The following is a 23,190-nucleotide window of genomic DNA, read 5'->3' as shown; positions in this document are numbered from 1 at the left end:
GGCGGTCAGCCGTGGGTGTGGCCGTCGTCGTCGTGGCCGCCCTGCTCACCGGGCGGCTGGCTCGGGGCGGGGGTCTCGGCCGGGGTCGCGGGCTGGGGCGCCGGTGCGGTGCCGGCCACCGCGGTGAATTCGGCGGTACGGACCTTGCCTCCGTGCTGGAAGTCCAGGTAGAGACGGTACGCACCGGAGCTGGGCACCTCGGCGTAGAACGTGATTTCCGGTCCGGGCTTGGTCTTGCCGTCGCCGGGTTCGCCGTCCGGGTGGACGTGCAGGTAGGCGAGATCACCGTTGCGCAGCGCGACCAGGTGGCCATATGCCTCAAGGTACGGCTGCAGGTCGGTGACCGGCTCACCGGCCTTGCTCACCGAGAGGGTGAGCTTGCTGGTCTTGCCCGGGACGAGGGCGCCGTTCAGCTTCACCTCGTAGTCGTCGACCTTGGCGGCCTGCTCGACCTCGGGCAGCGCGGTGGGCGTGAAGTCGCCGGGTGCGGTGAGGTCGGCGCCGAGCGTCAGCTGCTTCTTGGCGCCGGCCGGCTTGATGTCGGTGAAGAAACGGTAGGCGCCGGCGTCGGGCACCTTCACCGGCACCGACCAGACGCCGCCTCCGGCCTCGGCCGGGTGCAGGTGCTGGAAGCCGGACAGGTCACGGCGGGCCAGGATGAAGTGGATCTTCTTGCCGTGGAGGGTCTCGTACCGGCTGACCGGCTTGCCGTCCGGGCCGGTCACCGTGAACCGGAAGTCGGTCTGCTCACCGGGCTTGATCGTGGTGGTCCGGGGGGCCAGCGTGTAGCCGTCCTGCGAGATCTGCAGCCCGCCCGGTACGGGGGCGGCCACCGTCTCGGCGGATGATCCGCCGCCGTGGGAAGCGTGCCCGCCGCTGCCATCCTGGCTGCCGGACTCCGCCGAGGCGCCGACGGGACCGACGATGTCGCCGACCCCGGCGGCTCCTCCGAAGACGACGGCCAGGCCCAGGGTGAACGCCCCCAGCTTGGTCGCGGTGTTCATGACGTCCTCACACCTTCACTTCGTATCCGGCCTCTTCGACGGCCTCCGCGATCAGGGAGTCGTCGACGGGGCCGTCGCTGGTGACCGTCACCTTGCCGGTCGCGAGGTCGACGTCGACGGCGGTGACACCGGCGACCTGGCCGACCTCCTCCTTGACCGATCCGACGCAGTGGCCGCAGGTCATCCCGGCAACGGTGTAGGTGGCGGTGCTCATCGTCGTCATCTCCTCGTTGGTCTGGATTTGTACCCCTGGGGGGTATCTCGTGGTCCTCATGCTGCCATAACCCCATGGCCGTTGCAACCCCTACCCCCTAGGGGTTGTTCCGAGACCCGCGTCACAACCTCGGTGCTCGGGCCAGGTGGTATGTGCCAAAGTGGCAGGCCCTCGGCCGGTGGCGCGGCTCGCGCGTTTCGAGACGGCGGTTATCCACAGGTCGATGGCGGCCCACGTTGAGATCTCTGGGCTGTTATGGGGGTGTTCATAGAGGTATTGCCCTCGGGATCCTCCTACGCCACAGGCGATCGAGCGTTTCTCACAGAGTTGTCCACAGGAATCCACAGGGCTGTGGACGCCGGATGTCGCGGATACTGGAGACATGCCTGAGCTACCTGAGGTGGAGGCGCTCGCCACCTTCCTGCGAGAGCGCGCGGTCGGCCACGCGGTCGCCCGTGTCGATGTTCTCGCCATCTCCGCGCTCAAGACGTACGACCCGCCGATCACCGCGCTCGGCGGGTTGACCGTCACCGGTGTCGCCCGGCACGGCAAGTTCCTCGACTTCGACATCGACGGCCTGCACCTGGTCGTCCACCTGGCCAGGGCCGGTTGGCTGCGGTGGCGGGACGAGATCCCTGCCAAACCGGTACGCCCCGGGGGTAAGAATCCGCTGGCCCTGCGCGTGCAGCTGGAGGACGGGTCCGGCTTCGACCTGACCGAGGCGGGGACGAAGAAGGGCTTGGCCGTCTATCTGGTACGGGATCCCGCCGACGTGCCCGGCGTGGCCTCCCTGGGCCCCGACCCCCTCAGCGAGACGTTCACCCCCGCCGCGCTGGGCGAGATCGTCAACGGCCGCCGCACCCAGATCAAGGGCCTGCTCCGCGACCAGAAGGTGATCGCCGGCATCGGCAACGCCTACTCGGACGAGGTCCTGCACGCCGCCAAGATGTCGCCGTTCAAGATCGCCTCTTCGCTGACCGACGAGGACATCGCGACCCTCCACGATACGATCGTCACGACCCTGCGGGACGCCGTGCAGCGCTCGCGCGGCCTGGAGGCGCAGGATCTGAAGGGCGAGAAGAAGACCGGCCTGCGCGTGCACGGCCGCACGGGACAGAAATGCCCGGTGTGCGGCGACACCGTCCGCGAGGTCTCGTTCGCCGACTCGTCGCTGCAGTACTGCCCCACCTGCCAGACAGGCGGCAAGCCTTTGGCGGACCGCCGCATGTCGCGCCTCCTCAAATAGCAGGCAAAGACACCAGAGCCAGAACCCCAAGCTCAGGCGTAGAGACGGCCCTGGCATAACAACGGCCCTGGCGTAGCGATGGCCCAGGCGCGGCGACGGGCCCCGGTCGCGCGCCGACCGGGGCCCGTCTCGTGCTGACCGAGTCCGAACGGGGTGGACTCGTCAGCCGACCTTGGGAACGCCGCCGAAGAGCGGTGCGAGCTTGTCCCAGCGGGAGAGCTCGCAGCCGTCTGTACGGCTGAACTTGGCGTTGACAGGCTTACCTTGCCACGTTCCCTTCACGGTGGCGATCTCGGGGCCACCGTAGATCTTCGTGCACATCTGGTCGGCGGGCGGGGGTTTGAAGGGATCCTTGGCCTGAGTGACGGCCGTACAGGCCTGGCTCGCCTTGGGATGATCACCCCCGGCCGGGTCGCAGGACAGGGTCCACGTCTTGGCGGGGGCCTTGGCGGAGGCCTTCACCTGGACTGTCAGCGTGGCGTTGGGGGAGCCCGAGGGCGCGACGGACGTCGTGGCCGAGGAGTTCCCTGGGCTGCTCGAGGCCTGTTCGGAGCCGCAGGCCGCCATCGACATGACCATGGCTAGGCCGGGCGTCATGAAAAGGAGCGTCCGATACCGCATGGGTGATTCGACGCGGGAGGGTTCCGCGCGGTTCCATGGAGGCGTGATGATTTTCGGGGATGACGTCCCGGCCGTGGACGCGGCCGACGTACCGGAGGGCGCATACCTTCTCGACGTCCGTGAGCAGTACGAGTGGGACGCCGGGCACGCGCCCGGGGCCGCCCACATCTCGATGGCCGAGCTGAGCGACCGCGCCGGGGAGATTCCGCGCGACCAGGACGTGTACGTGATCTGCCGGTCCGGGGTGCGTTCCGCGCAGGTGACGGTCGCGCTCAACCAGGCGGGCTGGCTGGCGAAGAACGTCGACGGGGGCATGAAGCGCTGGGCCGAGGCCGGCCGCCCGATGAAGGGCGGCACGGACGGGCCACCGCACGTGGCCTGAGGGCCGGCCGTCTTACATTGCCGCCTGGGCCGATGTACGATTCGTCCCGTTCAAAAGCAACCCCACCGCGGGAGCTCGGGCCGACCGGGCTGAGAGGGCGACACGTTCGCAGGCGTCGCCGACCGCATGAACCTGTCCGGGTAATGCCGGCGTAGGGAGCGTGTTCGATGACGTCTGCCGTAAAAGAACGCCCTCGTCACGAGGCGCCGTACACCCTTGACGAGCCCGCGCCCAAGGTTCTCAGCTTCTGGGACCAGGGCGCCTTCTGGGCCAACCTCGGGGTCAGTCTGTTCGCCTTCTCCGGCGCCTACACCGTGCTGGCCCCCGACGCCGACGGCAAGCCGACGCTGTCGATCGTGGCCGGCATCGTCGCGATGATCGTCGGCACCGCGATCGGCGGGCTGATGCTGGGGCTGGCCGCGGCGCCCGGCGCGATCACGGGCAAGCCCGCGATGGTGCTGCTGCGCGGGCTGTTCGGAGCGCGGCTGTCGTACGTGCCGACCGCGCTCAACATCGCCCAGCTCATCGGCTGGGGCACGTTCGAGCTGATCGTCATCGCGGACGCGGCGCGGTCGCTGTGGGACGGCGTGCCGCGCTGGACATACGTGATCGCGGCGGGCGTCCTCACCACGGTCCTGACGATCTGGCCGCTGGGCTCGGTGCGCATGTTGCGCCGGTATGTGACCGCCGCGGTGATGGTCGCCCTCGTCTACTTCTACGTTCAGCTGCTGCGGGAGCCGTTGCCTGATCTGAACGAGGGTTCGTGGGGCGGTTTCTGGATCGGGGCGGACGCGGCGCTGGCCGTCTCGATCTCGTGGGTGCCGGTGGCGGCCGACTACACCCGCCACGCCCGCAGTGCGCGCGGGGCGTTCGGCGCGGCCGCCGTCGGTTACTCGGCGACCCAGATCATCGCCTACATCCTCGGGCTGCTGGCCCTGGCCCTGGTGGCGGGTGACTCCACCAAGATCTTCGACCCGTTCCTGGGCGTGACGCTGGGCGTGCTCTTCTTCGCGGTATTCGTCCTGCGCGAGGCCGACCAATCGTTCGCCAACGTCTACTCCACCGCCGTCTCGATCCAGAACCTGGTGCCGCGCGCCGATCGGCGCGTCCTGTCGATCGCGCTCGGCACGCTGATCACCGGGCTGGCGCTGCTGCTCGACATCGGCGACTACGCCAGCTTCCTGTCTCTGATCGGCTCGGTGTTCGTCCCCATGCTGGGCGTGCTGGCGGCTGATTTCTTCCTGGGACGGGGACGGCGTTCCTGGGCGACGTCTTCTTCCTCTCCGGGCGAGGGGTCGTCTTCTCTGGGGGATCAGAGTCAGGAGCTTGAGGGGACGTCGCCTGTTGGCGGACGGCTTGGCGAGTGGGACACCTCGGGGTCGGCTCCGTCTCGCTGGGGGATGATCGTGGCCTGGGCGGTCGGGTTCGGCACATACCAGCTGATCAACCCGGGCACCGTGAGCTGGTGGGCGAGCTTCTGGCACGACGTCCAAGAGGCGATCGGGTTCAGCACTCAGAGCTGGATGAGCGCCTCGCTGTTCTCGTTCCTGATCGCCGGTCTGGCCGCGCTGCTCATCGGCCGGATCGGGCCGGGCGGGGGCGGCCGGGCGGCCGGGCGAACCGACGGCAAGATCGACTCACCGGCCGTCTGAACGGGTGGGGCACGCCCTGGACGGCGAAGGCTTGCGGGCGGACGAGCCGGTCGGTGGAAACATTTCGGCGGTGGTTGCCCGGCGCCGCCGCAAGATCCGGTGGCACGATACAGGCGTGCAACTTTCGGTCCACGATCCGATCCTCCGCGCGGTCATCGAGTGCGCGGCCGATGCGATCGTGGCCGTCGACCACTCGTTCCGCGTCACCGTGTGGAATCCGGCGGCCGAGCGCATGTTCGGCTGGCGCTCCGACGAGGTGCTGGGCCGGGTGCCGCCGATCGTGCCGGACGAGCTCAAGGCCGAGCACAACGCCGTCCAGGAACGGCTGCTGACGCGGCGGGCGGGCGAGGGCGACAGCGGGCAGATCTCTATCGCCACCCGCCGGTTCCGCCGCGACGGCAGCCTGATCGACGTCCGGATCGACACCAGCGCCCTGCAGGCCCGGGACGGCACGCTGCTCGGCTGGGTCGGCGTCTACCACCCGGTCGAGGAGGACGAGGTCGCGCAGCACCACATGGCCGAACGCGCGCGCCTCGTCCGGCGGCTGAACGACATCGTCGCCGACCTCAACGCCGAGCTCGACCTGGACGTGGTGCTCGACCGGATCACCGCCGCGCTGATCGAGCTGACCGGCGCGGACGCGGGCGGATTCGTCCGGATCGAGGACGAGCGGCTGCGCCTGGTGAGCATGTACGGGCTCCCCGACCACATGCGCGGTGCCTCGGCCGACCTGCGGTCCAGCCTGGTCGGCGAGCTGCTGCGGTCCGGCAAGACCGTGATGCTGGCCACGGGCGAGCGCCGGCTCGGCGATCTCGTCTGGTCCGAGCTGCCCGGCCTGCACACGATCGCACTGGGCCTGTCGTTCTTGCAGAACAAGCCGTACGGGGCCCTCTACGCGCTCTTCTCGGGCCGCAAGATCGGCCACACCGAGCTCGAACTGCTGGAGCTGCTCGCCGGGCACGCCGGGGTGGCGGTGGGCAACGCGGTCGCGTACGCGGAGGTCGTGCGGCAGCGCGCCCACGAACGCGCGGTGATCGACTCCAGCGCGGACGGGATCGCCGTGCTCGACCGCGACGGCACCGTACGCCAGTGGAATCCGGCCGCGCACGTCCTCACCGGGCTCGCCGCGCGGGATGTGATCGGCCGGCCGCTGCCGTTCGAGAAGCCCCGGCCCGGCGAGATGCTGACATTTCCGCTGGAGTCGGGCGTCTGGCTGAACGTGCTCTCCGCGGAGATCGAGGAGACCGGCGAGATCGTGGTCGACTTCCGCGACGTCAGCGAGGCCAAGGCGCTGGAGGAGGCCAAGGATCTCTTCCTGGCGACCACCAGCCATGAGCTCCGGACCCCGATCACCGTCGTCCAGGGTTTCGCGAGCACGCTGGTCAACCGGTGGGACGAGCTCGCCGACGCCGACCGCCGCTCCGCCGTGGCCACGATCGCCGAACGCGCCCAGTCGCTCGGGCGCCTGGTGGAGCATCTCCTGCTGGGGTCCCGGGCCGGCGCGGACGAGCTGGCCGTGACCATCGAGCCGTTCGACCTGGCGCGCGTGCTGACGGGGGTGGTGGCGGGGTTCCGGTCGTTGTCGAGCAAGCACCGGGTGGAGCTCGACATCGCCGAGGATCTTCCGCTGGCCGCCGGCGACACGATGGCCACCGACATCGTCCTCGGGCAGCTTCTGGAGAACGCCTTCAAGTACTCGCCCGACGGGGGCACGGTCACGGTCAGCGCGTGGGCGGCCGGATCCGAGGTGACGGTCACCGTTCAGGACGAGGGCATCGGCATCGCCCCAGGCGATCATGAGCGCATCTTCGACCGTTTTGTTCAGGGCGAGGCGGGCGACCGGCGACGTTTCGGCGGTATCGGACTCGGGCTTTATATCGTGCGGCGGCTGACCGAAGCCCAGGGCGGGGCGATCTCCGCCCATCCCGGGCCTGCTGGGGGCACCTGCATGCGCCTGGTTCTGAAGACCGCGTCCTGACGCCGTTTCTTTGTGGTCCAAATCACAACGTGACGTGGCCTGGGCCGATAATGGCCACAGGCGAGGGGAACGTCTGTTTTGACCGGATCTTGCCGTGAAGTTGATGGAGTGAGCCCGGTGCTCTTGCGGGAAAGTGCAGTGTGGCGGCAGTGTGACGGACGAAACGCGCGCGCGAGGAGTAATCCTCCGTGGGCTGGATAGATCCTTAGTTGGTGTTGCGTTGGGGGCGAGGTTCCGTTCGACGCCATGTACGGGGGGTGAGACCCGTGACCGGATGGTCAGTCGCTCGTTGTGGGAGTGATGGGCCGTTTCGCGCAGGTTTCCAGGCGTCCCCATCTGGGCATTTCGGTCATACCAAAAGAGCAGTCGACCGGCTGGAGAGGGTGACGGGGAGGTGAGGGCGTCGAGCGTCGTACTGCTGCCACACGCGCCGTCCAGCGTCGCGGTCGCGCGCAAGCGCCTCGGTTCCGACCTGATCGCCTCGGGGGTCTTCGACTCCGTCGTGGACGACGCCAGCGTCATCATCAGCGAACTGCTCAGCAACGCGCTGCGGCACGCACGCCCCTTGCCGTCCGGACAGGTGCGGGTCACCTGGTCCTACCAGGGCGAGATGCTCGAGGTCGCCGTCAGCGACGGCGGAGCCATGACCGAGCCGCGGCGAGGCCCCGGCACGCTGTCGTCCCTGGGAGGCCGCGGCCTCGGCATCGTCGAGGCGCTGTCCGAGGGATGGGGGGTCCGTCACGAGGACGGCGCCACCACGGTCTGGGCCCAGCTGCGCGCTCCGCACACCTCGGCCCTGAGCGGCTCGGCCCCCCGCCACGCGGCCCACGCGGCGCTGCCCGACTTCTGCGAGCACCCCGATATGCAGGAACGTCCGGCCCGCAAGGTCTACAACGAGTCGTGGTACGGGGCCGCAACAGGACGGGCCTACCCCGCCTGACCTGCAAGGACGTGCGTCCTCAACAAATCATGCATACCCCCGGGTAGCCGGACCTTTCCCCCACCTTGTATGGTCCTCCTCAAGCTCGGGCGCTGTCGTGCCCCCGTCGACACCGCCCGAGCCTCCAAACATCGAGAAAGCCCCAGGAGCCCAACGCTCCCGGGGCTTTCTACGTTCCAACCGCCTCCGCGTACCCGCACGGCGCTTTGCTGGGCGCGGGTTGTCGGGTGGGCTTTTGGGTCAGGGGGTCGGGGGCGGGTCGCGGAGGATGGGGCAGGACATGCAGCGCGGGCCGCCCCGGCCGCTGCCCAGCTCGCTGCCGCTGATCCGGATGACCTCGATGCCCGCCGTTTCCAGCTGGGCGTTGGTCTCGATGTTGCGCTCGTACGCCACGGCGAGGCGGGGGGCCACGGCGAGGGTGTTGTTGCCGTCGTCCCACTGCTCGCGTTCGGCGGTCACCGGGTCCAGCCCGGTGTCGATGACCTTGAGCCGGTCCAGTCCCATGGCCTCGGCGGCCGCTTCGAGGAAGGAGCGGGGTTCCGAGACGCGCAGGTCGCCGTTCGCGGCGGTGACCGTGAACGCGGTCAGCGAGTGGGCGATCGGCGGGTACATCACGACCGTGTCGACGTCCACCATGGTGCAGACCGTGTCCAGGTGCATGGTCGCCCGCTGCTGCTCGATCGGCACGGCGAGGACGGTGCGCGCCAGGCCGGCGGCGAAGACCTGGCGGGCGAGGCGTTCGACGCCCGCGGGCGTGGTGCGTTCACCGGTGCCCACGGCGACGACGCCGGGGGAGAGCAGGAGGATGTCGCCGCCCTCGACGTGTTCGAGCGTGGGGTTGTAGATCGGCTTCACCCCGGCGAAGCGCGGATGGTGGGCGTAGATCAGCCCGGTCAGGGCGGATTCGCGGCGGCGGGCGGGCATCGCCAGGCTCGTCACGGCGACCCGGTCACCGATCCACGCGCTGTTGTCGCGGGTGAACAACAGGCCGGGCAGCGGGTCGATGACGAAGTCCAGCCGGTCCATGAGGCGGTAGACGAGGCCGTGTCCGGTCTTGAGCTCCTCGTGGGCCAGCCCGTCGATCAGCGTGCGGGAGAGATCCTCGGTGTCGAGGTCACGCAGATAGCCCTCGACCACGCGGCGCAGCTGGTCGCCCAGGCGGTGGTCGCTGAGGACGTCGGCGATCGCCTCGTCCCGCGCCGCCTCGTACTCCAGGGCGTCCTGGAGCAGCTCCGTCACGTACAGCACTTCGACGTCCCGGTCCCGCAGGGCCTGGGCGAACGCGTCGTGCTCCTCCTGCGCGCGGCCCACCCACGGGATGGCGTCGAACAGGAGCTTGTCGCTGTTGCGCGGGGTGAGTCGCTTCAGTTCGGCGCCGGGGCGGTGCAGCAGTACGGTGCGGAGCCGCCCGACCTCGCTGGTGACTCGGTGCTCATGCGCTGTTGGTTGTGCCACGTTTCGCAGTCTAAGTCCGGTTGTCCCCGGCTTTCTGGGTACCTGACCGTATGTCACGATCCAATGGTGATCGGCAGACCGACCGCGCTCCCCCTCTACCTGTCCACGGCCACCCTGCTGCGCGTCTCCGCGGAGGGCGGAGCGACCGCCATCGTCCTCGCCGTCCACGCGCGCACCGCCCACGTCGCCACCGCGGGTTTCCTGCAGACCGCGATGACCCTGCCGTACATCCTGAGCGGGCCGATCATCGGGCATGCGATGGATCGGGTGACCCGGCCCAGGGCGGTCGCCTTCGCGCTGACCATCGGCTATGCGATCGCCATGAGCCTGCTGCTGATGATCGCGGGCGACTCGCCGCTCGGGTTCGCCCTCATGATCGCGGCGGTCATCGGGTGCACGGAGCCGATCGTGGTGGCGCTGACGAGCCTGCTCCCCCGCTTCGTCCCGGTCGAGCGGCTGACCCGGGCGTACGGGCTGGAGGCGTCGAGCTACAACCTCGCGGGCATCGCGGGACCCGGCCTGGCCGCCGGATTCGCCGCCTGGCTGGGCGGGGGCGGGGCCGGGATCCCGATCGTCGCCTGTGCCTTCCTCGGATTCCTCGCCTTGCCGCTCCTCCCGTTCCGCGGCCCTGGAGCCGACGGCAAGGGTGCCCGCGTCCACGAACCGTGTGATCACAAGCCGGACGCCGGCGGCCTGGGCGGCGCAGACGCAATTGCCGCAGGCGGGGGCGTAAGCGGCACGTGGGTAAGCGGCACGGGTGGGGGTGAGGGCGGGGCGGGCGAAGGTGGGGACGCCGACGGAGGCGTGGGTGGAGGCCCGCCCGGCGTGGACGTGGGTGGCGCCGGTGCGGGGCTCGTCAATGTGGTTGTTGGCGGGTTGTTTGTGTTGGCGGACAATCGGGTTCTGCGGGCGTTGACGGTGGCCACTACGTTGGCCTGGCTCGGATTCGGCGGGGTCGCCGTCACCTCGGTGCTCTTGGCGGAACGGATCGGCGCCGAGCCCAGTGCGGGCGGGCAGATGCTCGCGGCCATGGCGGTCGGGTCGCTCATCGGGTCGCTGGCGTCCGCGCGGTGGTTGTCGGTCCGGCACGCCGAGACGGTGATGCTGGCCGGGCTCGTCGCGTTCGGGACGGCGCTGGGGAGCCTCGCGCTGGCGCCCGCACTGCCGTGGGCCATGATCATCTTTCTGTTGGCGGGCGTGACTGAGGGGCCGGTGTTCGCTGCCACACTGATGTTGCGGCAGCGGGAGTCGCCGCCTGATCGGCTGGGGCAGGTCAACACGACTGGAGGTAGCCTGAAGATCGGTGCCTCGGCGGTTGGCGCCGCGCTGACCGGCACGTTCGCCGACCGGATCGGCCCGGTGGGGCTCGTGCTGGCGATCTCCGCCTGCCAGTTCGCGGGGGTCGTCCTCGGCTTCGTGATCCTTCGCACACAACGAACGGCGGCCCGCCCGCGTCCGTAAGAAGCGGGTGTGTTCCTATCTCTACCCGTCCATGTTGGTTTTGACAGGTATCGTCTTCATGATCCTGCGGTGCTTGTGGGCAGCTCGAGTCTTGAGAGGCAGCAAGGGTGAGTTCAGCGGTTGATCAGGGAAAGGATGGTGGCCGGCGCGGACGCCGGTCACGGCGGCCTGACCCCTCGTCCGGGCCCGTCGCCGGGCTCGCCGAACGGTTGTGGCGGCTGAAGCAGGAAGCCGGCGACCCTTCGTACGCGGAGATGGCCGCGCTGGGCGCCGCCGCGTCCAAATCGTCGCTGGCGGCGGCCGCCCAGGGCCGGAATCTGCCGACCTGGGGGACGACGTGGGAGTTCGTCCGGGTTCTCGCGGTCGACCGGCTGGGACACGACCCGGAGGCGACCGAGCGGGAGTGGCGCGCGCACTGGCAGAAGGCGCGCGACGCGGTCACGGCCGCTGAGGACGCCGAGGAGTTCGGTGAGTCCAACGGTGAGGCGGCGGCCGGTCCTTCACCGACGCGGACGACCGCCGAGATGGTCCTGCCGAACGTGGGAATGGACGAATACCGCAGGCCTGTGGACGATCTCACCGGGGCGCACGCCCGGATCGTCCACATGGGTTCGCCGCTCCCGAGCCCGAGACGGTTCCCGCTCGGCCTGATCGCCGCCGCCGCGGCTGCCGCACTGGTCGTCGCGGGCGGTGTGACGTACCTCGCCTGGCCGGAGGACAAGGTCGCCCCGAAGAACGTCACGGCGAGCGGCCCGGTAAAGAATTCGCCCGACACGACGACCCAGATAAACGAGATCCCTCAGGACGACTCGCAGTTCGTCGGCGACATCACCTACCCGGACGGAACGCGCGTCAAGGCGGGTGCCACTTTCGAGAAGGTGTGGCGCCTTCGTAATTCGGGAAAGGTGCACTGGAAGGGCCGCAAGATGGTCCGCCTCGGGTCGGGTCCCTGTGCGGCCCCCAAGAGCGTGCCCGTCCCGTCGACCCCGCCCGGCCAGCTCGTCGACATCCATGTCCGCGTCCGGGCCTCCCAGCGTCCGACCCGCTGCAAGATCTACTGGAAGATGCACGACGCGTCCGGACGGGTGACCATGCCCACCAAGCGTCCCATCTTCTTGGACGTCCAAGTCGTATCTGCCTGACCTGCGGCTTCTTTTGTCCAGTGACGGCTGTACGGCTCTTGGACGAAGTTCCCTTGGCGTGGGACGGCGGCGCGTGTCAACGTTGCCCTGCAGCAACCGGCCGGTCGCTCTCCCCCGCTCAGGGCCCCTTTCACTCCGCTCGGGCCCTATGCGTACTCATCGCACAGCGTTCAGCCACACAACGGAAGGAATCGCGGCCCTAATATGCCTGCCCCCGCCATATCTGATGACCACGGCGGTCGTGGTCAGGCGATGTCACCGAGCGGCTCGGTGACGTCATTGAATCGGTCATCGTTCACCGCCGGGTCGGCGTCAACAGACCCCCCGCATTCGCTCGCGGGAAATATATAGATGGCCTCTGGCCAATAAGCAGGACCACGATGTCCCCTCCCAGTGGGATGTGGGACCGCCGTTATCCCAGAGACGCGGCGTGCCCGGTCGTTCGGCGCGGACGACCATGGCACGCCGCGTCTCGACGGAAAACCGATCGACTCGTCCGAGGGGCGGACCGTACCCTCGGACCCATGTTCCTCGCAGCCGGCACCCGCATGCTCGCAGACCTCGGTCTGCTGAGCGCGGTGTCGGCTGCCTTCCTTTCGGCGGCATCGGCCGCCGTTCCGGCAGCAGCAGTCGTTCCGGCATCGGCAGCAGCGGCCGTCGACGGCGCGCGAAGCTGACCCCTCTCCGTCCCACCTCCGGAGAACCAGTGGAGGGGGGTGTCAGGTCTCACGGGCACAACCGCCACTAGACACGCGGTCACCGCGCGTCTCGTGGCACAGCGCCCGCCACGCGATGGCTGGCGGCGGTACGCCCTGAGGGTTCTCGCGTTCCTACTCCATACGTGAGGACGAAGTTCCATGGCCAAGCAGCTTTACGAGCGCAGCAAGCCGCATCTCAACATCGGCACGATGGGTCACGTCGACCACGGCAAGACCACCCTCACCGCCGCGATCACCAAGGTGCTCGCCGACCAGGGGCTGGCCTCCGCCGTGCCGTTCGACGGGATCGACCGAGCCCCGGAGGAGCGCGACCGCGGCATCACCATCAACATCGCGCACGTCCAGTACGAGACCGCCGACCGGCACTACGCCCACGTGGACATGCCGGGCCACGCCGACTACGTGAAGAACATGATCACGGGTGCGGCCCAGATCGACGGGGCCGTGCTGGTGGTCTCGGCGCAGGACGGCGCGATGCCGCAGACCCGGGAGCACATCGTGCTCGCCCACCAGGTGGGCGTCCGCCACATCGTGGTGGCGCTCAACAAGGCCGACATGGTCGAGGACACCGAGCTCCTCGACCTCGTCGAGCTGGAGCTCCGCGAGCTCCTGGGCGAGTACGGGTTCCCCGGCGACGAGGTGCCGGTGATCCGCGTGTCCGGCCTGCGGGCGCTGGAGGGAGACCCGTACTGGACCGCCCGGATCGGCGACCTGCTCGACGCGATCGACGCGTACGTGCCGGTGCCGCCGCGGATCCTCGACCGGCCGTTCCTGATGCCGGTGGAGAACGTGCTCACCATCACCGGGCGCGGCACCGTCGTGACCGGCGTCGTGGCCCAGGGCGCGATCCGCGTCGGCGACCCCGTCGAGGTGGTCGGGCTCGGTGACGGCTTCGGCTCGGTCGCGACCGGGCTGGAGACGTTCGGGCAGGCGATGGACCACGCCGAGGCCGGCGACAACACGGCGATGTTGCTGCGCGGCGTCCGGCGGGACCAGATCCGCCGCGGCCAGGTCATCGCCGCGCCCGGCTCGATCCGGCCGCACAGCCGGTTCCGTGCCCAGGTGCGGGTGCTCACCGCCGACGAGGGCGGCCGGAGCAAGCCGTTCTTCCACGGCTACCGGCCGCAGTTCCACTTCCGCACGACCGACGTGGTCGGCGGGGTGGACCTCGGTGGCGAGGGCGGCATGGCGCTGCCCGGCGACTCCGTCGAGATGACGGTCGAGCTGGGCAAGCCGGTCGCCATGGCCGAGGGCCTGGGCTTCGCCATCCGTGAAGGCGGCCGCACCGTCGGCGCCGGCACGGTGACGACCCTGCTCGACTAGGCGTCCCACCGGGCACTGCGCGCAGCGCCCGGTGGGACAGCGCGGGCAGGCCCCCGGCGGGGAAGCATCTTCGGGCCCCGCCGGGGACTGCGTACAGGACCCGGCGGGGTAGTGCGTGCAGGGGTTGGCGGAAGAGCGCGCCCGTTCTGGCGATGGACTGTCGGGACGGGCGTTCGGCTGCGGATCGCCCGGTTGGCCCGTTCCAGCAGGTCTGTCACGGGGTGTCGACAGAACGTGAAATTGTCTGGAGCGGGTAGTCTCGTTTTCCTAGCGCGGGCGCCGGTTGATGTGGTGAGATTCGTCGTGATCTTCCCCGCTTGATCCATTGATGGAGACCGTGTGCGAGCCCCCCGCGCCCTCATCCCTTTGCTTGCCGTCGCCGGAGCGGCCGTCGTGGTCGTCACCGCCGGAGCCGGAGCGGCCATCGAGCAAGGGGACGACTCCGGTCCGCCTCGCGCCGACGCGGCCCAGGCCACGCGGACGACGGCGGTCAACGTCCTCAACTGGAACGTCTGCGGCGACACCGATGCCCGATGCCCGCTCGGAACCAAGCCCGCCGAAGTGGTCAAGACGGTCGTCACCCAGATGAAGAACAACGTGGTCAGCGGCCGCAAGGTCAAGGCGGACGCGGTGTTCTTGCAGGAGGTGTGCAGCGGGCACGTCAAGGCGATCGCCGAACAGACCGGGACGAACGCCTGGAGCTGGAAGTTCGCGCCCGTCCTCCAGACGAACGGCAAGCCGGCGACCTGCAAGAACGGGCAGGGGCAGCTCGGGGTGGGCATGGGTACCGAACACGAGATCACGGGTGTCGAAAAGGTCTACCTGCCCTCGCCGCGCGCCCGGCGCCAGGTGGCTCTCTGCGGGAACGTCGCGAGCCTGGGCAACCTCCGGCTCTGCACCGCGCAGCTGAGCGACGAGCCGAACGGCGAGTGGCGCCGCAAGCAGACGCAGAAGATCGTCTCGTTGGCGGGCGCCGGCCGCGTGGTCTTCGGCGGCGACTTCAACGACCAGCCGAAGCAGCCCGCCCTCGACGTGCTCTACCGTTCGTTCGCCGAGTGCGACCAGGCCGCGGGCGGCGCCCGCGCGGGCGAACGCACTCACCAGAACGCCCAGGGGCTGGCCGTCGCGAAGACCGACTACGTCTTCGCCACGAAGACCGCGGGCATCGCCTGCGAAGTCCCCAACCTGCCCGTCCGCACGTCCGACCACCGTCCCATCGCGGCCGTGGTCCACTTCCGCTGATCACCGGCCACCGGCCACCGTGCACGCTGATCGTCCGCGAGCGCTGATCGGCGGTGGATGCTGATCGCCTGTGAGCGCTGACCGTCCGCGGGCGCTGACCGTTCGTGAACGCTGACGTCAGCGAACGCTGATCGGTGGTGGACGCTGAGGTCCGTGGATGCCGGCAGATGGTGGGCGGACGCCGATCGGTCTCGCTGAGCGCTACCCCAGGCGATTGATCGTCGCGGGTGATCGGTGATCGTCTGATCGGCGACCTGTCGCCGTTGATCGGTGCTGGGCGATTTATCGGGTTAGGCGCAACGGGCCGCGGGATGTGAGGTGAAGCGCTCACGATCCGGTGCGCCGGCTCGTCCGGGGGAGCATGAGGGCCGGGCGATCTTTGCTGAACGGATCGCCCGGCGTCCCATGGGTCAGTGCACCGCGCGGTCTTGGCCCTCCCAGTACGGGGCGCGGAGTTCGCGCTTGAGGATCTTGCCGGTCGGGTTGCGCGGGATCGCGTCGCGGCGTTCGATCGACGTCGGGCACTTGAAGTGGGCCAGGCGCTCGCGGCAGTACGCGATGAGGTCCTCCTCGGAGACGTCCTCCGACAGCACCACGATCGCCTTCGGCGTCTCGCCCCACTTGGTGTCCGGGATGCCGATGACCGCGCAGTCGGTGACGGCGGGATGGCTCATCACGGCGTTCTCGACCTCGGCCGGGTAGATGTTCTCCCCACCCGAGATGATCATGTCCTTCACGCGGTCGTGGATGAAGAGATAGCCGTCCTCGTCCAGATAACCGGCGTCACCCGTCCGGAACCAGTTGTCCTCAAGCAGCGCCGACGACGTGGCCTCGGGCATGCCCCAGTAGCCCTGCATGTTCTGCGGGGTCTGGCAGAGGATCTCGCCAACCTGGCCGAGTGGCACCTCCTCCAGCGTGGCGGGATCGACGATCTTCAGGTTGCAACCCGGGTTGGGGATCCCCGCGCTGCGCAGGCGCTGTGGGTTGGGGCCGCCTGGAACGTGGTCCTCGGGCGGCAGCGTGACGATCGCCCCGGTCGTCTCGGTCAAGCCGTACACCTGCATGAACTCCGTGCCCGGCAGCATCTTCATGGCGCCGCGCAGGACGTCCTCGCTGATCGGCGACGCGCCGTACAGCAGCAGCCTGAGGCTCGACATGTCCGCCTCCGCCACCTCGGGCATCAGCTGCATGAACTGCAGCAGTACCGGCACGAGGAAGACGTGCGTGACGCGGTCGCGTTCGATCGCCTTGGCGATGCCGACGGGATCGGGCTCGCGCATGATGACGCCGGTGATGCCGTCGAAGATCACGATCACGGCGAGCGCGCAGCCCGCCACGTGGTACATCGGCATCGCGACCATCATCACGTCGTCCCCGCCGACGCCCCAGATCTCGTTGGTCAGCGGCAACACCGCGGTGAAGTTGCCGTGGCTCAGCATCACGCCCTTGGGCAGCCCCGTGGTGCCCGACGAGTAGAGCTGGACGAACGTGTTGGTGGTCTCGATCGCGCCGTCGTCGATGGACGGAGCGTCCTCATGGGCGCCCACCCAGGCGGCGTAGTCGAGGTACGCGTGCCCCGAGCCGCCGGCGACCACCACGTGGGTGGTGTGCTGGAGCTTCTCGGCGATGGCGTCGAGCACCGGGAGGAAGTCCGGGCCGACGATGAAGACCTTCGCCTGGGCGTTGTTGACGATGTAGGCCACTTCGTCGGGCGCGAGGCGATAGTTCACCGGTACCTGGACGGCGCCGATCCGGGCGGCCCCGAAGAGCTGCTCGACGTACTCGATCGAGTTCTTGTCGAGGATGGCGACCCGGTCGCCCTGACCGACGCCGGCCGCGGCCAGCGCGGCGGCGGCCCGGTCGGCGCGGCGATCGAACTCCTGGTAAGTGATCTTTATGTCGTCCGCGACGAAGGCGACACGGTCGGGCTGCTGCCGCGCACGGTCGCGCAGCACTTCGGTAAGGCCTGGCACGAGGGCCCCTTTCACCGGAAACCACCTGCTTACGCTGCCTGTCCAGGCATCATGCGGTGACCGGTGGGCGGGGAGCAAGGGGCCCCGCGCGTTCGCTCAGCTTTCCCGCGTCCGGACGGTCGTCAATGGTTGCGGGACATCTTGGAGACGACCGTCACCGCCAGCACGACCAGTACGGCGACGAATCCGATGAAGAAGAAGAGCTTCAGCATCGAAATGATCGCGCCGATGACCGTCATGAGCAGCCATACGGCGAGCACTACACCAACGATTGTCAGGATTGTCCGACCCATGTCCCACACCGTACGCGCGGGTCGGATGAGCCGTCATCACCCTGCGGGACGATCCGCCCCTGAGATCAACCCTGGGGCCGCCCCGGGGCCGCGGGTGGCTGCTGCCCGTAGGGATAGCCGGATTCCGGCACCTGTCCGGGGCCAGAGTGCCCGAACACCGGATGCCCTGGGGCGGGCTGCCCCGGGATGGATTGCCCTGGGACGGGTTGCCCCGGGAGAGGCTGCCCGGGGACGGGCTGTCCAGGGACGGGGTAGCCGCCGGGGACGGGCTGGCCGTCAGGGACGGAGTGGCCGCCGGGGGCAGGCTGACCAGGGTAGGGCTGGCCTGCCGGGAAGGGGGCGACGCCAGGGTTGGGAGCGTTCCACGGGCCTGGCGCCGGTGCTGGACGTCCACCCCTCGAACCCCCCGCGCCGCTCGCCATCAGAACGCGCAGTCCCGTGATGGCGGCGGCGGCCACCGGGGCCACGAGGTCTTCGGCGTTGAAGGCCGGCTTGAAGAAGCTGAAGCCCGGATGACCCTGGACGCCCACGAGGTAGATCCAGAGCCCCAGCCGGACGCCGACGATCAATGCGACGTAGGCGGCCACGGCGGCGGCGATCGGGATCACGGGCAGCCGGGCGCGCGTGAAGAGCACACCGGCACCGGTCACCGACCCGACAAGGAGGGCCTGGAGCAGGTAGTAGGCCTGACCGTGCCGGAAGGCGCTGGCGACAGCGCTCTCGTAGACCCCGATGATGGTCATCACGATGGAGAGCCCCGTGGCGAGGGCGCCGCCGACCATCAGGGCGATGATGGGCACGGCGGGCGAAGGGGCAGGGCGGGAGCTGGACTGGGACATCTGGCCATTGAACCGACCATGGCAAACCCGCCGGTGATCGCCGCGCGACCCGCGAACCCTTACGGAGTGATGACGGGAACGACGAATCGCCCAGCTCAGACGTAACGTAAGAGCGTGATGCCACCGACCGTCCCCGGACGAAATCCCGCCGACACCACCGGCCGGATCCTGGTCGTCGACGACGATGTCACCGTCGCCGAGGTCGTCGCCCGCTACCTGCTCCGCGACGGGCACCAGGTCGAGTGCGTCGCCGATGGGCTGGAGGCGCTGCGCCGCGCGCAGGGCGACCCGTTCGACCTGATCGTCCTGGACCTCATGCTGCCCGGCATGGGCGGTCTGGAGGTCTGCCGCCGGCTCCGCGCGACCTCGCCCGTGCCGGTCGTCATGCTCACCGCGCTCGGCGAGGAGACCGACCGGCTGGTCGGGCTGGAGACCGGGGCCGACGACTACGTGACCAAGCCGTTCAGCCCGCGTGAGCTGGCGTTGCGCGTCCGGTCCGTGCTGCGGCGCGCCCGCCTCGTCCCCGCGGGTACGGAGGTGCTGCGGGACGGCGATCTCGTGGTGGACGTCAGCGCGCACGAGGCCCGCCGAGGGGACGACCACCTGTCCCTGACCGCCCGGGAATTCGACCTGCTCGCGTTCCTGCTGCGCCATCCACGGCAGGCGTTCGGCCGGGACCACCTGCTCCAGCAGGTGTGGGGCTGGTCGTTCGGCGACTCCTCCACCGTCACGGTGCACGTCCGGCGGCTGCGCGAGAAGATCGAGGACGACCCCACCGTGCCGCGGCGGATCGTCACCGTCTGGGGGGTCGGTTACCGCTACGAGCCGGAGGCCGAATGAGGATCCCGCTTGAGGATCTGCTCTGGATCGCCTGGTACGCGACGCTCCCCGCCGCGATCGTCGCCGCAGTCGGCCTGGGCGTCCTGCACCGCCTGCGCGGCCGTTCCGTCGCGACACAGCTGATCGTCGTCGGGGTGTCGACCGTGGTCGCGACGATCTCCGGCATCATCGTGATCGCCCTGATGATGCTGATCAACGAGCACGACCTCGCGGTGGTCCTGGCCGTCGTGACCGCCGCCGGGATCGTCTCCATCGGGGTCTCGGTCCTGCTCGGCCGCCGTCTCATCTCGGCCAACCGGCTGCTGGTCGAGGCCGTGCGGTCGGACCCCTATACCGTCCCCGCCGTCCGGCTTCCCGCCGAGCTGGCGGAGCTCTCCCGCGAACTGGACGCCGCGTACACCCGCCTGGCCGCCGCGCACGCACGCGAACAGGCCCTCGAAGCCAGCCGCCGCGAACTGGTCGCCTGGGTGAGCCACGACCTGCGCTCCCCCCTCGCCGGGCTGCGGGCGATGGCCGAGGCGCTGGAGGACGAGGTGGTGGACGACCCCGGGACCGTCAGCCGCTACCACCGCCGCATCCGCGTCGAGGCCGACCGGCTGGCCGAGATGGTCGACGACCTCTTCGAACTATCGCGGATCCACGCCGGCACACTCCGGCTGTCGCGGAGCCGGATCGGCCTGGCCGACCTGGTGGCCGAGGCGGTCGCCGGCACCGAGGCGCTAGCCCGGGCCAAGGGAGTGATCCTGCACGGCGACGTCCAAGCAGGCCTGCCCGTAGAAGCCGACGCGGGCGAACTGGGACGGGCCCTCCGCAACCTCGTCGTGAACGCCATCCGTCACACGCCGAGCGACGGCACCATCGTGGTCATCGGCGAAGTCCGCGACGGCGAGGCCCGCGTGACCGTGGCCGACGCATGCGGCGGCATCCCCGAAGAAGACCTGCCACGCGTCTTCGACGTCGCCTTCCGCGGCGAAACCGCCCGCACCCCAGGCGGCGGCGCCGGCCTGGGCCTGGCCATAGCCCGCGGCATCGTAGAAGCACACGCAGGCGAGATAGGCGTAGTAAACGCCGGCCCCGGCTGCCGCTTCGTAGTCCGCCTCCCCCTAACGACCTAACCCACCCGCCAAGTCCAACACCCCACCGCCTCACATGGCCCACCGCCCAACACGGTCCGCCACCCGAGACGGCCGGTAACCCGCGACCCGCCATCTGCCGCAGGCAGCATCGACATGACACGCGAGCCGACATGCCTCGGCACTCGACATGGTCGCAGCACTGAGGCGGCCCGCGCCTGACGTGGCCTGCCGTCTGGCGCGGACCAGCATCTGACGCGGTCGGCCATCCAAGGCGGTCCGCCGCCTGACGCGGCCGGTATGCCGCGTCATTTGCCGCGGGCAGCGCCCGACATGGCACGCCAGCCGACATGGCTCGGCACCCGACGCGCATAGCACTCGACCAGGAACAGGAGTGGCGTAGTCGCCAATGTCGAGCAGTGGCGCCAATCCGCTGGTCAGCGCGCTGAGCGTACGTGCGTGGCGTCTCAGCGTGCGTTGCACGCGAGCGCTGGCAGGTCGATTTGTCGACAAATCTACTTGTTGGTTTGTGGTCAGCGCCCCAGCGGTGGTCTGGAACATGTTTGCGGATGGGAAGGGGGAGGTCGGATGGGCTCGCGGTCCTTGGCGTGAACATTGGCATGGCTGTTGACGAGGGATTGCGTAGCTGGTGGGCAAGCGGGACATGGCGTGACGCATCGGAAGCACGGCTGTGCGTTCTCGGGTCGGTGTGAGGGTGACCTTGAGCGTTTCTTGGGTCGGTGCTGGTTTCGGGTGCGGCGGCGTGCCCATACGTCTTTGGTGGCGGCGGTCATCTGGCCGATCTGTGGGCCTAGCGGGGCGTCGGTTTCGTCCCGCGTCATCCACGGCTCGCGGTGTGAAGGGGCAGGTGTTGCCGGGGAACGGCCACTTGGGTGTTTCTGCTCGACCACACCAGGCACTGCGCGGCTGACCCGGTGGACGAGGGCAGGGCCTCACCGCCTGCGGGTTTGTGGTGGTCGGCTTGGGGCGTTTGCATGTGGGGCGAGAATGCTCAGCTGGTGGTTTCACCGGTCGGTGGGGAGTCAGGTGGGGATGTAAGAAAATCTCCGCGATGCGGTAAACCAGGAAAACGTGGCGTGCGTCTCTGTTGTGCGTCGCGCCAAACAGGCGCGTTCTCCCCCGGAGGTTCTCTTCTTGCGCACGCGTGTCTTCTCACGGGTTCTGGTTTCGGCCGCTGTCACGGGATCGGCCGGGCTTGGCCTCGCCGTTCTTGGTCCGGCCGCGTCGGCGGCGGCGCCTGCGAAGCCGTACGACTTCAATGGCGACGGCTACCGGGACCTCGCGATCGGCAGTCCGAACGGAAAGGTCGGGCGGGCCAAGGGAGCCGGATTCCTCACCGTGACGTACGGCTCGCGCGGTGGGTTGAACCTCAAGAAGCGGCAGATCCTCTCGCAGGACACGAGCGGGGTTCCTGGAGCGGCCGAGGCGGGCGACCACTTCGGGCACGCACTGGCCTCGGGTGACCTCAACCGTGACGGACGCGCGGACCTGGTGGTGAGCGCGCCGGACGAGGATGGCTCGGGCAAGAAGAACAACGGTCTTCTCGTGGTCTTCTGGGGTACGAAGTCTGGTCTCTCTACGCGAGCCTTCGTTCTCCCTGCGAACGACAGCGTCAGCAACGAACGGACCGGTCTTTCGGTTGCCGTGGGGGATTTCAACAGGGGCGGTTACGCAGACCTGGCCTACACGTCCTCCTACGGATTTGGTTGGTACGGCTTCGAACCGACTGCTGCTTCCGCTGCGGTTCACCACCGGATGTCGCTGCCTGGCCGTGCTCGTGCCGCCGCGCCGCGTGTCGTGACCGCCGCTGTCTACGCGGGCGACGTCCTAGGAAAGGGGCACCCGCAGCTTGTGCTGACCTGGCGGGACCCGGCATCGACGGAATTCCGTAACGACGTGAGTGTCTGGGCGCCCAAGACGAGCAACAGCCTCACAGTGCAGTCGAGCGTGCCGGTAGAGGTCGGACCCGCGGCCGTTGCGGACTTCGACGGTGACCGACACGCCGACATCGCGATTGGCCAGCGCTTCGACGCGGGCCACAGGGGCGGCCAGGTGACCGTGCTCAAGGGGTCGGCGGCCGGTATCGCACGTGGGGCCCAGTACTCGATCGGTCTGGACAGCGCCGGGGTTCCAGGCACGAGTGCCAACGGCAACCGGTTCGGAGCCGATGTGGCTGTGGGCGACGCCAATAAGGATGGGAAGGCCGACCTCGCTGTGGGTGCGCCTGGCGTCACGATCGGATCGGCGCGTGGTGCGGGCGCCGCGCTCGTCCTGTTCGGGCGTGCCACGGGCCTCGGCGGTGCGCAGTGGGTCTCGCAGTCGACCAGCGGGGTGCCCGGCGGATCCGAATCGAACGACGCGTTCGGCTCACAGGTCTCGCTGCTGGACCACAATCGTGACGGCTACGCGGACCTCACCGTTGGTGCGCCCACCGAGAACCGTGGCGAGGGGACGGTGACCCTCATCAAGGGCCGCGCGTCCGGAGTCGTGCCCATCTCTGGGGCGTTCGCGTTCGGTCCTGGCTCGTTCAAGCTGGCAGGCAAGACCGCCCAGCTCGGCCTCCGCCTCGGCGACTGACCACAGACCTCGGCCCCTCTCCACGTCAGCACACTGTACGCGCATGTGGAGAGGCGGCCGGATCGTGTGGTCGGGCCCGCTCCAGATCTGCGCGCCCGACCGGATCGCTGCCCAGCCCCGGGCCGCCGAGGTTGGCCAAGCACGCGCCTCTGCTGTGGCACGGCGGGCCAGGTTGAGACCCTCAGTCTGCTGCGC

20 protein-coding genes and 1 riboswitch are annotated in these 23,190 nt (G+C 69.3%); of the genes, 13 read left to right on the top strand and 7 right to left on the bottom strand.

The features are described 5' to 3' along the window. Positions 1–5 precede the first annotated feature (5 nt). Complete coding sequence (locus ACGFNU_RS03030) at positions 6–1,004, bottom strand: hypothetical protein (protein ID WP_392589633.1); 999 nt, start codon at positions 1,002–1,004, stop codon at positions 6–8. A 7-nt stretch (positions 1,005–1,011) separates the two neighbouring features. After that, positions 1,012–1,218, bottom strand: a complete 207-nt coding sequence (locus tag ACGFNU_RS03025) for a heavy-metal-associated domain-containing protein (RefSeq protein WP_392589631.1) — start codon at positions 1,216–1,218, stop codon at positions 1,012–1,014. 382 nt (positions 1,219–1,600) lie between these two features. On the opposite strand from ACGFNU_RS03025, the gene ACGFNU_RS03020 reads away from it, so the two are divergent. Next, complete coding sequence (locus tag ACGFNU_RS03020; protein WP_392589629.1) at positions 1,601–2,464, top strand: Fpg/Nei family DNA glycosylase; 864 nt, start codon at positions 1,601–1,603, stop codon at positions 2,462–2,464. A 162-nt stretch (positions 2,465–2,626) separates the two neighbouring features. On the opposite strand, the gene ACGFNU_RS03015 is transcribed toward ACGFNU_RS03020, so the two are convergent. Next, positions 2,627–3,061, bottom strand: coding sequence for an SSI family serine proteinase inhibitor (locus ACGFNU_RS03015; RefSeq protein WP_392589627.1), 435 nt, complete (start codon positions 3,059–3,061; stop codon positions 2,627–2,629). Positions 3,062–3,134: 73 nt separating this feature from the next. On the opposite strand from ACGFNU_RS03015, the gene ACGFNU_RS03010 reads away from it, so the two are divergent. The 4 genes from ACGFNU_RS03010 (at position 3,135) to ACGFNU_RS02995 (ending at position 8,037) form a co-directional block, all read left to right on the top strand. Further along, the gene (locus ACGFNU_RS03010; RefSeq protein ID WP_392590983.1) at positions 3,135–3,467 is read left to right on the top strand and encodes a rhodanese-like domain-containing protein; all 333 of its coding nucleotides are present in this window, start codon (positions 3,135–3,137) and stop codon (positions 3,465–3,467) included. A gap of 57 nt (positions 3,468–3,524) precedes the next feature. Continuing rightward, positions 3,525–3,643: riboswitch (TPP riboswitch) on the top strand. Then, positions 3,635–5,119 (top strand): purine-cytosine permease family protein, encoded by a 1,485-nt coding sequence (locus ACGFNU_RS03005; protein WP_392589626.1) that lies wholly within the window; start codon positions 3,635–3,637, stop codon positions 5,117–5,119. (Overlaps the previous riboswitch by 9 nt.) A 115-nt stretch (positions 5,120–5,234) precedes the next feature. Continuing rightward, positions 5,235–7,097 carry a PAS domain S-box protein gene (locus ACGFNU_RS03000; protein WP_392589624.1) on the top strand — a complete coding sequence of 621 codons (1,863 nt, stop codon included), beginning with the start codon at positions 5,235–5,237 and terminating at the stop codon, positions 7,095–7,097. Positions 7,098–7,491: 394 nt separating this feature from the next. After that, positions 7,492–8,037, top strand: a complete 546-nt coding sequence (locus ACGFNU_RS02995) for an ATP-binding protein (protein ID WP_392589622.1) — start codon at positions 7,492–7,494, stop codon at positions 8,035–8,037. Between the two features lie 240 nt (positions 8,038–8,277). Here the strand turns inward: ACGFNU_RS02995 and ACGFNU_RS02990 are convergent, their stop codons facing one another. Beyond that, a complete protein-coding gene (locus ACGFNU_RS02990) occupies positions 8,278–9,492 on the bottom strand; it encodes an arginine deiminase (RefSeq protein WP_392589620.1) in 1,215 nt (404 codons plus the stop codon). Between the two features lie 66 nt (positions 9,493–9,558). On the opposite strand from ACGFNU_RS02990, the gene ACGFNU_RS02985 reads away from it, so the two are divergent. The 5 genes from ACGFNU_RS02985 to ACGFNU_RS02965 all read left to right on the top strand — a co-directional run bounded on the left by ACGFNU_RS02985 (position 9,559) and on the right by ACGFNU_RS02965 (position 15,379). Continuing rightward, the gene (locus tag ACGFNU_RS02985) at positions 9,559–10,953 is read left to right on the top strand and encodes an MFS transporter (protein ID WP_392589619.1); all 1,395 of its coding nucleotides are present in this window, start codon (positions 9,559–9,561) and stop codon (positions 10,951–10,953) included. Positions 10,954–11,060: 107 nt separating this feature from the next. Then, positions 11,061–12,095, top strand: a complete 1,035-nt coding sequence (locus tag ACGFNU_RS02980) for an NBR1-Ig-like domain-containing protein (protein ID WP_392589618.1) — start codon at positions 11,061–11,063, stop codon at positions 12,093–12,095. Positions 12,096–12,619: 524 nt separating this feature from the next. Next, positions 12,620–12,772, top strand: coding sequence for a hypothetical protein (locus ACGFNU_RS02975; protein ID WP_392589616.1), 153 nt, complete (start codon positions 12,620–12,622; stop codon positions 12,770–12,772). Between the two features lie 180 nt (positions 12,773–12,952). After that, positions 12,953–14,137 carry an elongation factor Tu gene (gene tuf, locus ACGFNU_RS02970; protein ID WP_392589614.1) on the top strand — a complete coding sequence of 395 codons (1,185 nt, stop codon included), beginning with the start codon at positions 12,953–12,955 and terminating at the stop codon, positions 14,135–14,137. A 339-nt stretch (positions 14,138–14,476) separates the two neighbouring features. Beyond that, a complete protein-coding gene (locus ACGFNU_RS02965) occupies positions 14,477–15,379 on the top strand; it encodes an endonuclease/exonuclease/phosphatase family protein (protein WP_392589612.1) in 903 nt (300 codons plus the stop codon). A 410-nt stretch (positions 15,380–15,789) separates the two neighbouring features. Here the strand turns inward: ACGFNU_RS02965 and ACGFNU_RS02960 are convergent, their stop codons facing one another. The 3 genes from ACGFNU_RS02960 to ACGFNU_RS02950 all read right to left on the bottom strand — a co-directional run bounded on the left by ACGFNU_RS02960 (position 15,790) and on the right by ACGFNU_RS02950 (position 18,484). Next, positions 15,790–17,352: a long-chain-fatty-acid--CoA ligase gene (locus tag ACGFNU_RS02960; protein WP_392589611.1), complete on the bottom strand. Its 1,563-nt coding sequence runs from the start codon at positions 17,350–17,352 to the stop codon at positions 15,790–15,792. A gap of 122 nt (positions 17,353–17,474) precedes the next feature. Further along, a complete protein-coding gene (locus ACGFNU_RS02955) occupies positions 17,475–17,645 on the bottom strand; it encodes a hypothetical protein (protein ID WP_392589609.1) in 171 nt (56 codons plus the stop codon). Between the two features lie 65 nt (positions 17,646–17,710). Beyond that, the gene (locus tag ACGFNU_RS02950) at positions 17,711–18,484 is read right to left on the bottom strand and encodes a hypothetical protein (RefSeq protein WP_392589608.1); all 774 of its coding nucleotides are present in this window, start codon (positions 18,482–18,484) and stop codon (positions 17,711–17,713) included. 117 nt (positions 18,485–18,601) lie between these two features. On the opposite strand from ACGFNU_RS02950, the gene ACGFNU_RS02945 reads away from it, so the two are divergent. From ACGFNU_RS02945 to ACGFNU_RS02935, 3 genes are all read left to right on the top strand, one after another. Beyond that, entirely contained in the window at positions 18,602–19,324 is a 723-nt protein-coding gene (locus tag ACGFNU_RS02945) for a response regulator (protein ID WP_392590982.1), read from the top strand. Beyond that, a complete protein-coding gene (locus tag ACGFNU_RS02940) occupies positions 19,321–20,439 on the top strand; it encodes a sensor histidine kinase (protein ID WP_392589606.1) in 1,119 nt (372 codons plus the stop codon). The genes ACGFNU_RS02945 and ACGFNU_RS02940 overlap by 4 nt, the downstream gene beginning before the upstream one ends. A gap of 1,113 nt (positions 20,440–21,552) precedes the next feature. Beyond that, positions 21,553–22,995: an FG-GAP-like repeat-containing protein gene (locus tag ACGFNU_RS02935; protein WP_392589605.1), complete on the top strand. Its 1,443-nt coding sequence runs from the start codon at positions 21,553–21,555 to the stop codon at positions 22,993–22,995. The last annotated feature ends 195 nt before the right edge of the window (positions 22,996–23,190 follow it).

It is taken from the genome of Spirillospora sp. NPDC048911 (assembly GCF_043198015.1).
Taxonomy (GTDB): Bacteria; Actinomycetota; Actinomycetes; order Streptosporangiales; family Streptosporangiaceae; genus Spirillospora.
The sequence above is the reverse complement of the archived record's forward strand: the minus strand, read 5'-3'. Positions and strand labels throughout refer to the sequence as shown.

What these genes read in the sequence shown, in the direction of transcription:
- ACGFNU_RS02950 (WP_392589608.1), bottom strand. Translation starts at nt 18,484, where the DNA reads ATGTCCCAGTCCAGCTCCCGCCCTGCCCCTTCGCCCGCCGTGCCCATC.
- tuf (WP_392589614.1), top strand. Translation starts at nt 12,953, where the DNA reads ATGGCCAAGCAGCTTTACGAGCGCAGCAAGCCGCATCTCAACATCGGC.
- ACGFNU_RS03020 (WP_392589629.1), top strand. Translation starts at nt 1,601, where the DNA reads ATGCCTGAGCTACCTGAGGTGGAGGCGCTCGCCACCTTCCTGCGAGAG.
- ACGFNU_RS03015 (WP_392589627.1), bottom strand. Translation starts at nt 3,061, where the DNA reads ATGACGCCCGGCCTAGCCATGGTCATGTCGATGGCGGCCTGCGGCTCC.
- ACGFNU_RS02940 (WP_392589606.1), top strand. Translation starts at nt 19,321, where the DNA reads ATGAGGATCCCGCTTGAGGATCTGCTCTGGATCGCCTGGTACGCGACG.
- ACGFNU_RS02945 (WP_392590982.1), top strand. Translation starts at nt 18,602, where the DNA reads ATGCCACCGACCGTCCCCGGACGAAATCCCGCCGACACCACCGGCCGG.
- ACGFNU_RS02955 (WP_392589609.1), bottom strand. Translation starts at nt 17,645, where the DNA reads ATGGGTCGGACAATCCTGACAATCGTTGGTGTAGTGCTCGCCGTATGG.
- ACGFNU_RS02975 (WP_392589616.1), top strand. Translation starts at nt 12,620, where the DNA reads ATGTTCCTCGCAGCCGGCACCCGCATGCTCGCAGACCTCGGTCTGCTG.
- ACGFNU_RS03030 (WP_392589633.1), bottom strand. Translation starts at nt 1,004, where the DNA reads ATGAACACCGCGACCAAGCTGGGGGCGTTCACCCTGGGCCTGGCCGTC.
- ACGFNU_RS03005 (WP_392589626.1), top strand. Translation starts at nt 3,635, where the DNA reads ATGACGTCTGCCGTAAAAGAACGCCCTCGTCACGAGGCGCCGTACACC.
- ACGFNU_RS03025 (WP_392589631.1), bottom strand. Translation starts at nt 1,218, where the DNA reads ATGAGCACCGCCACCTACACCGTTGCCGGGATGACCTGCGGCCACTGC.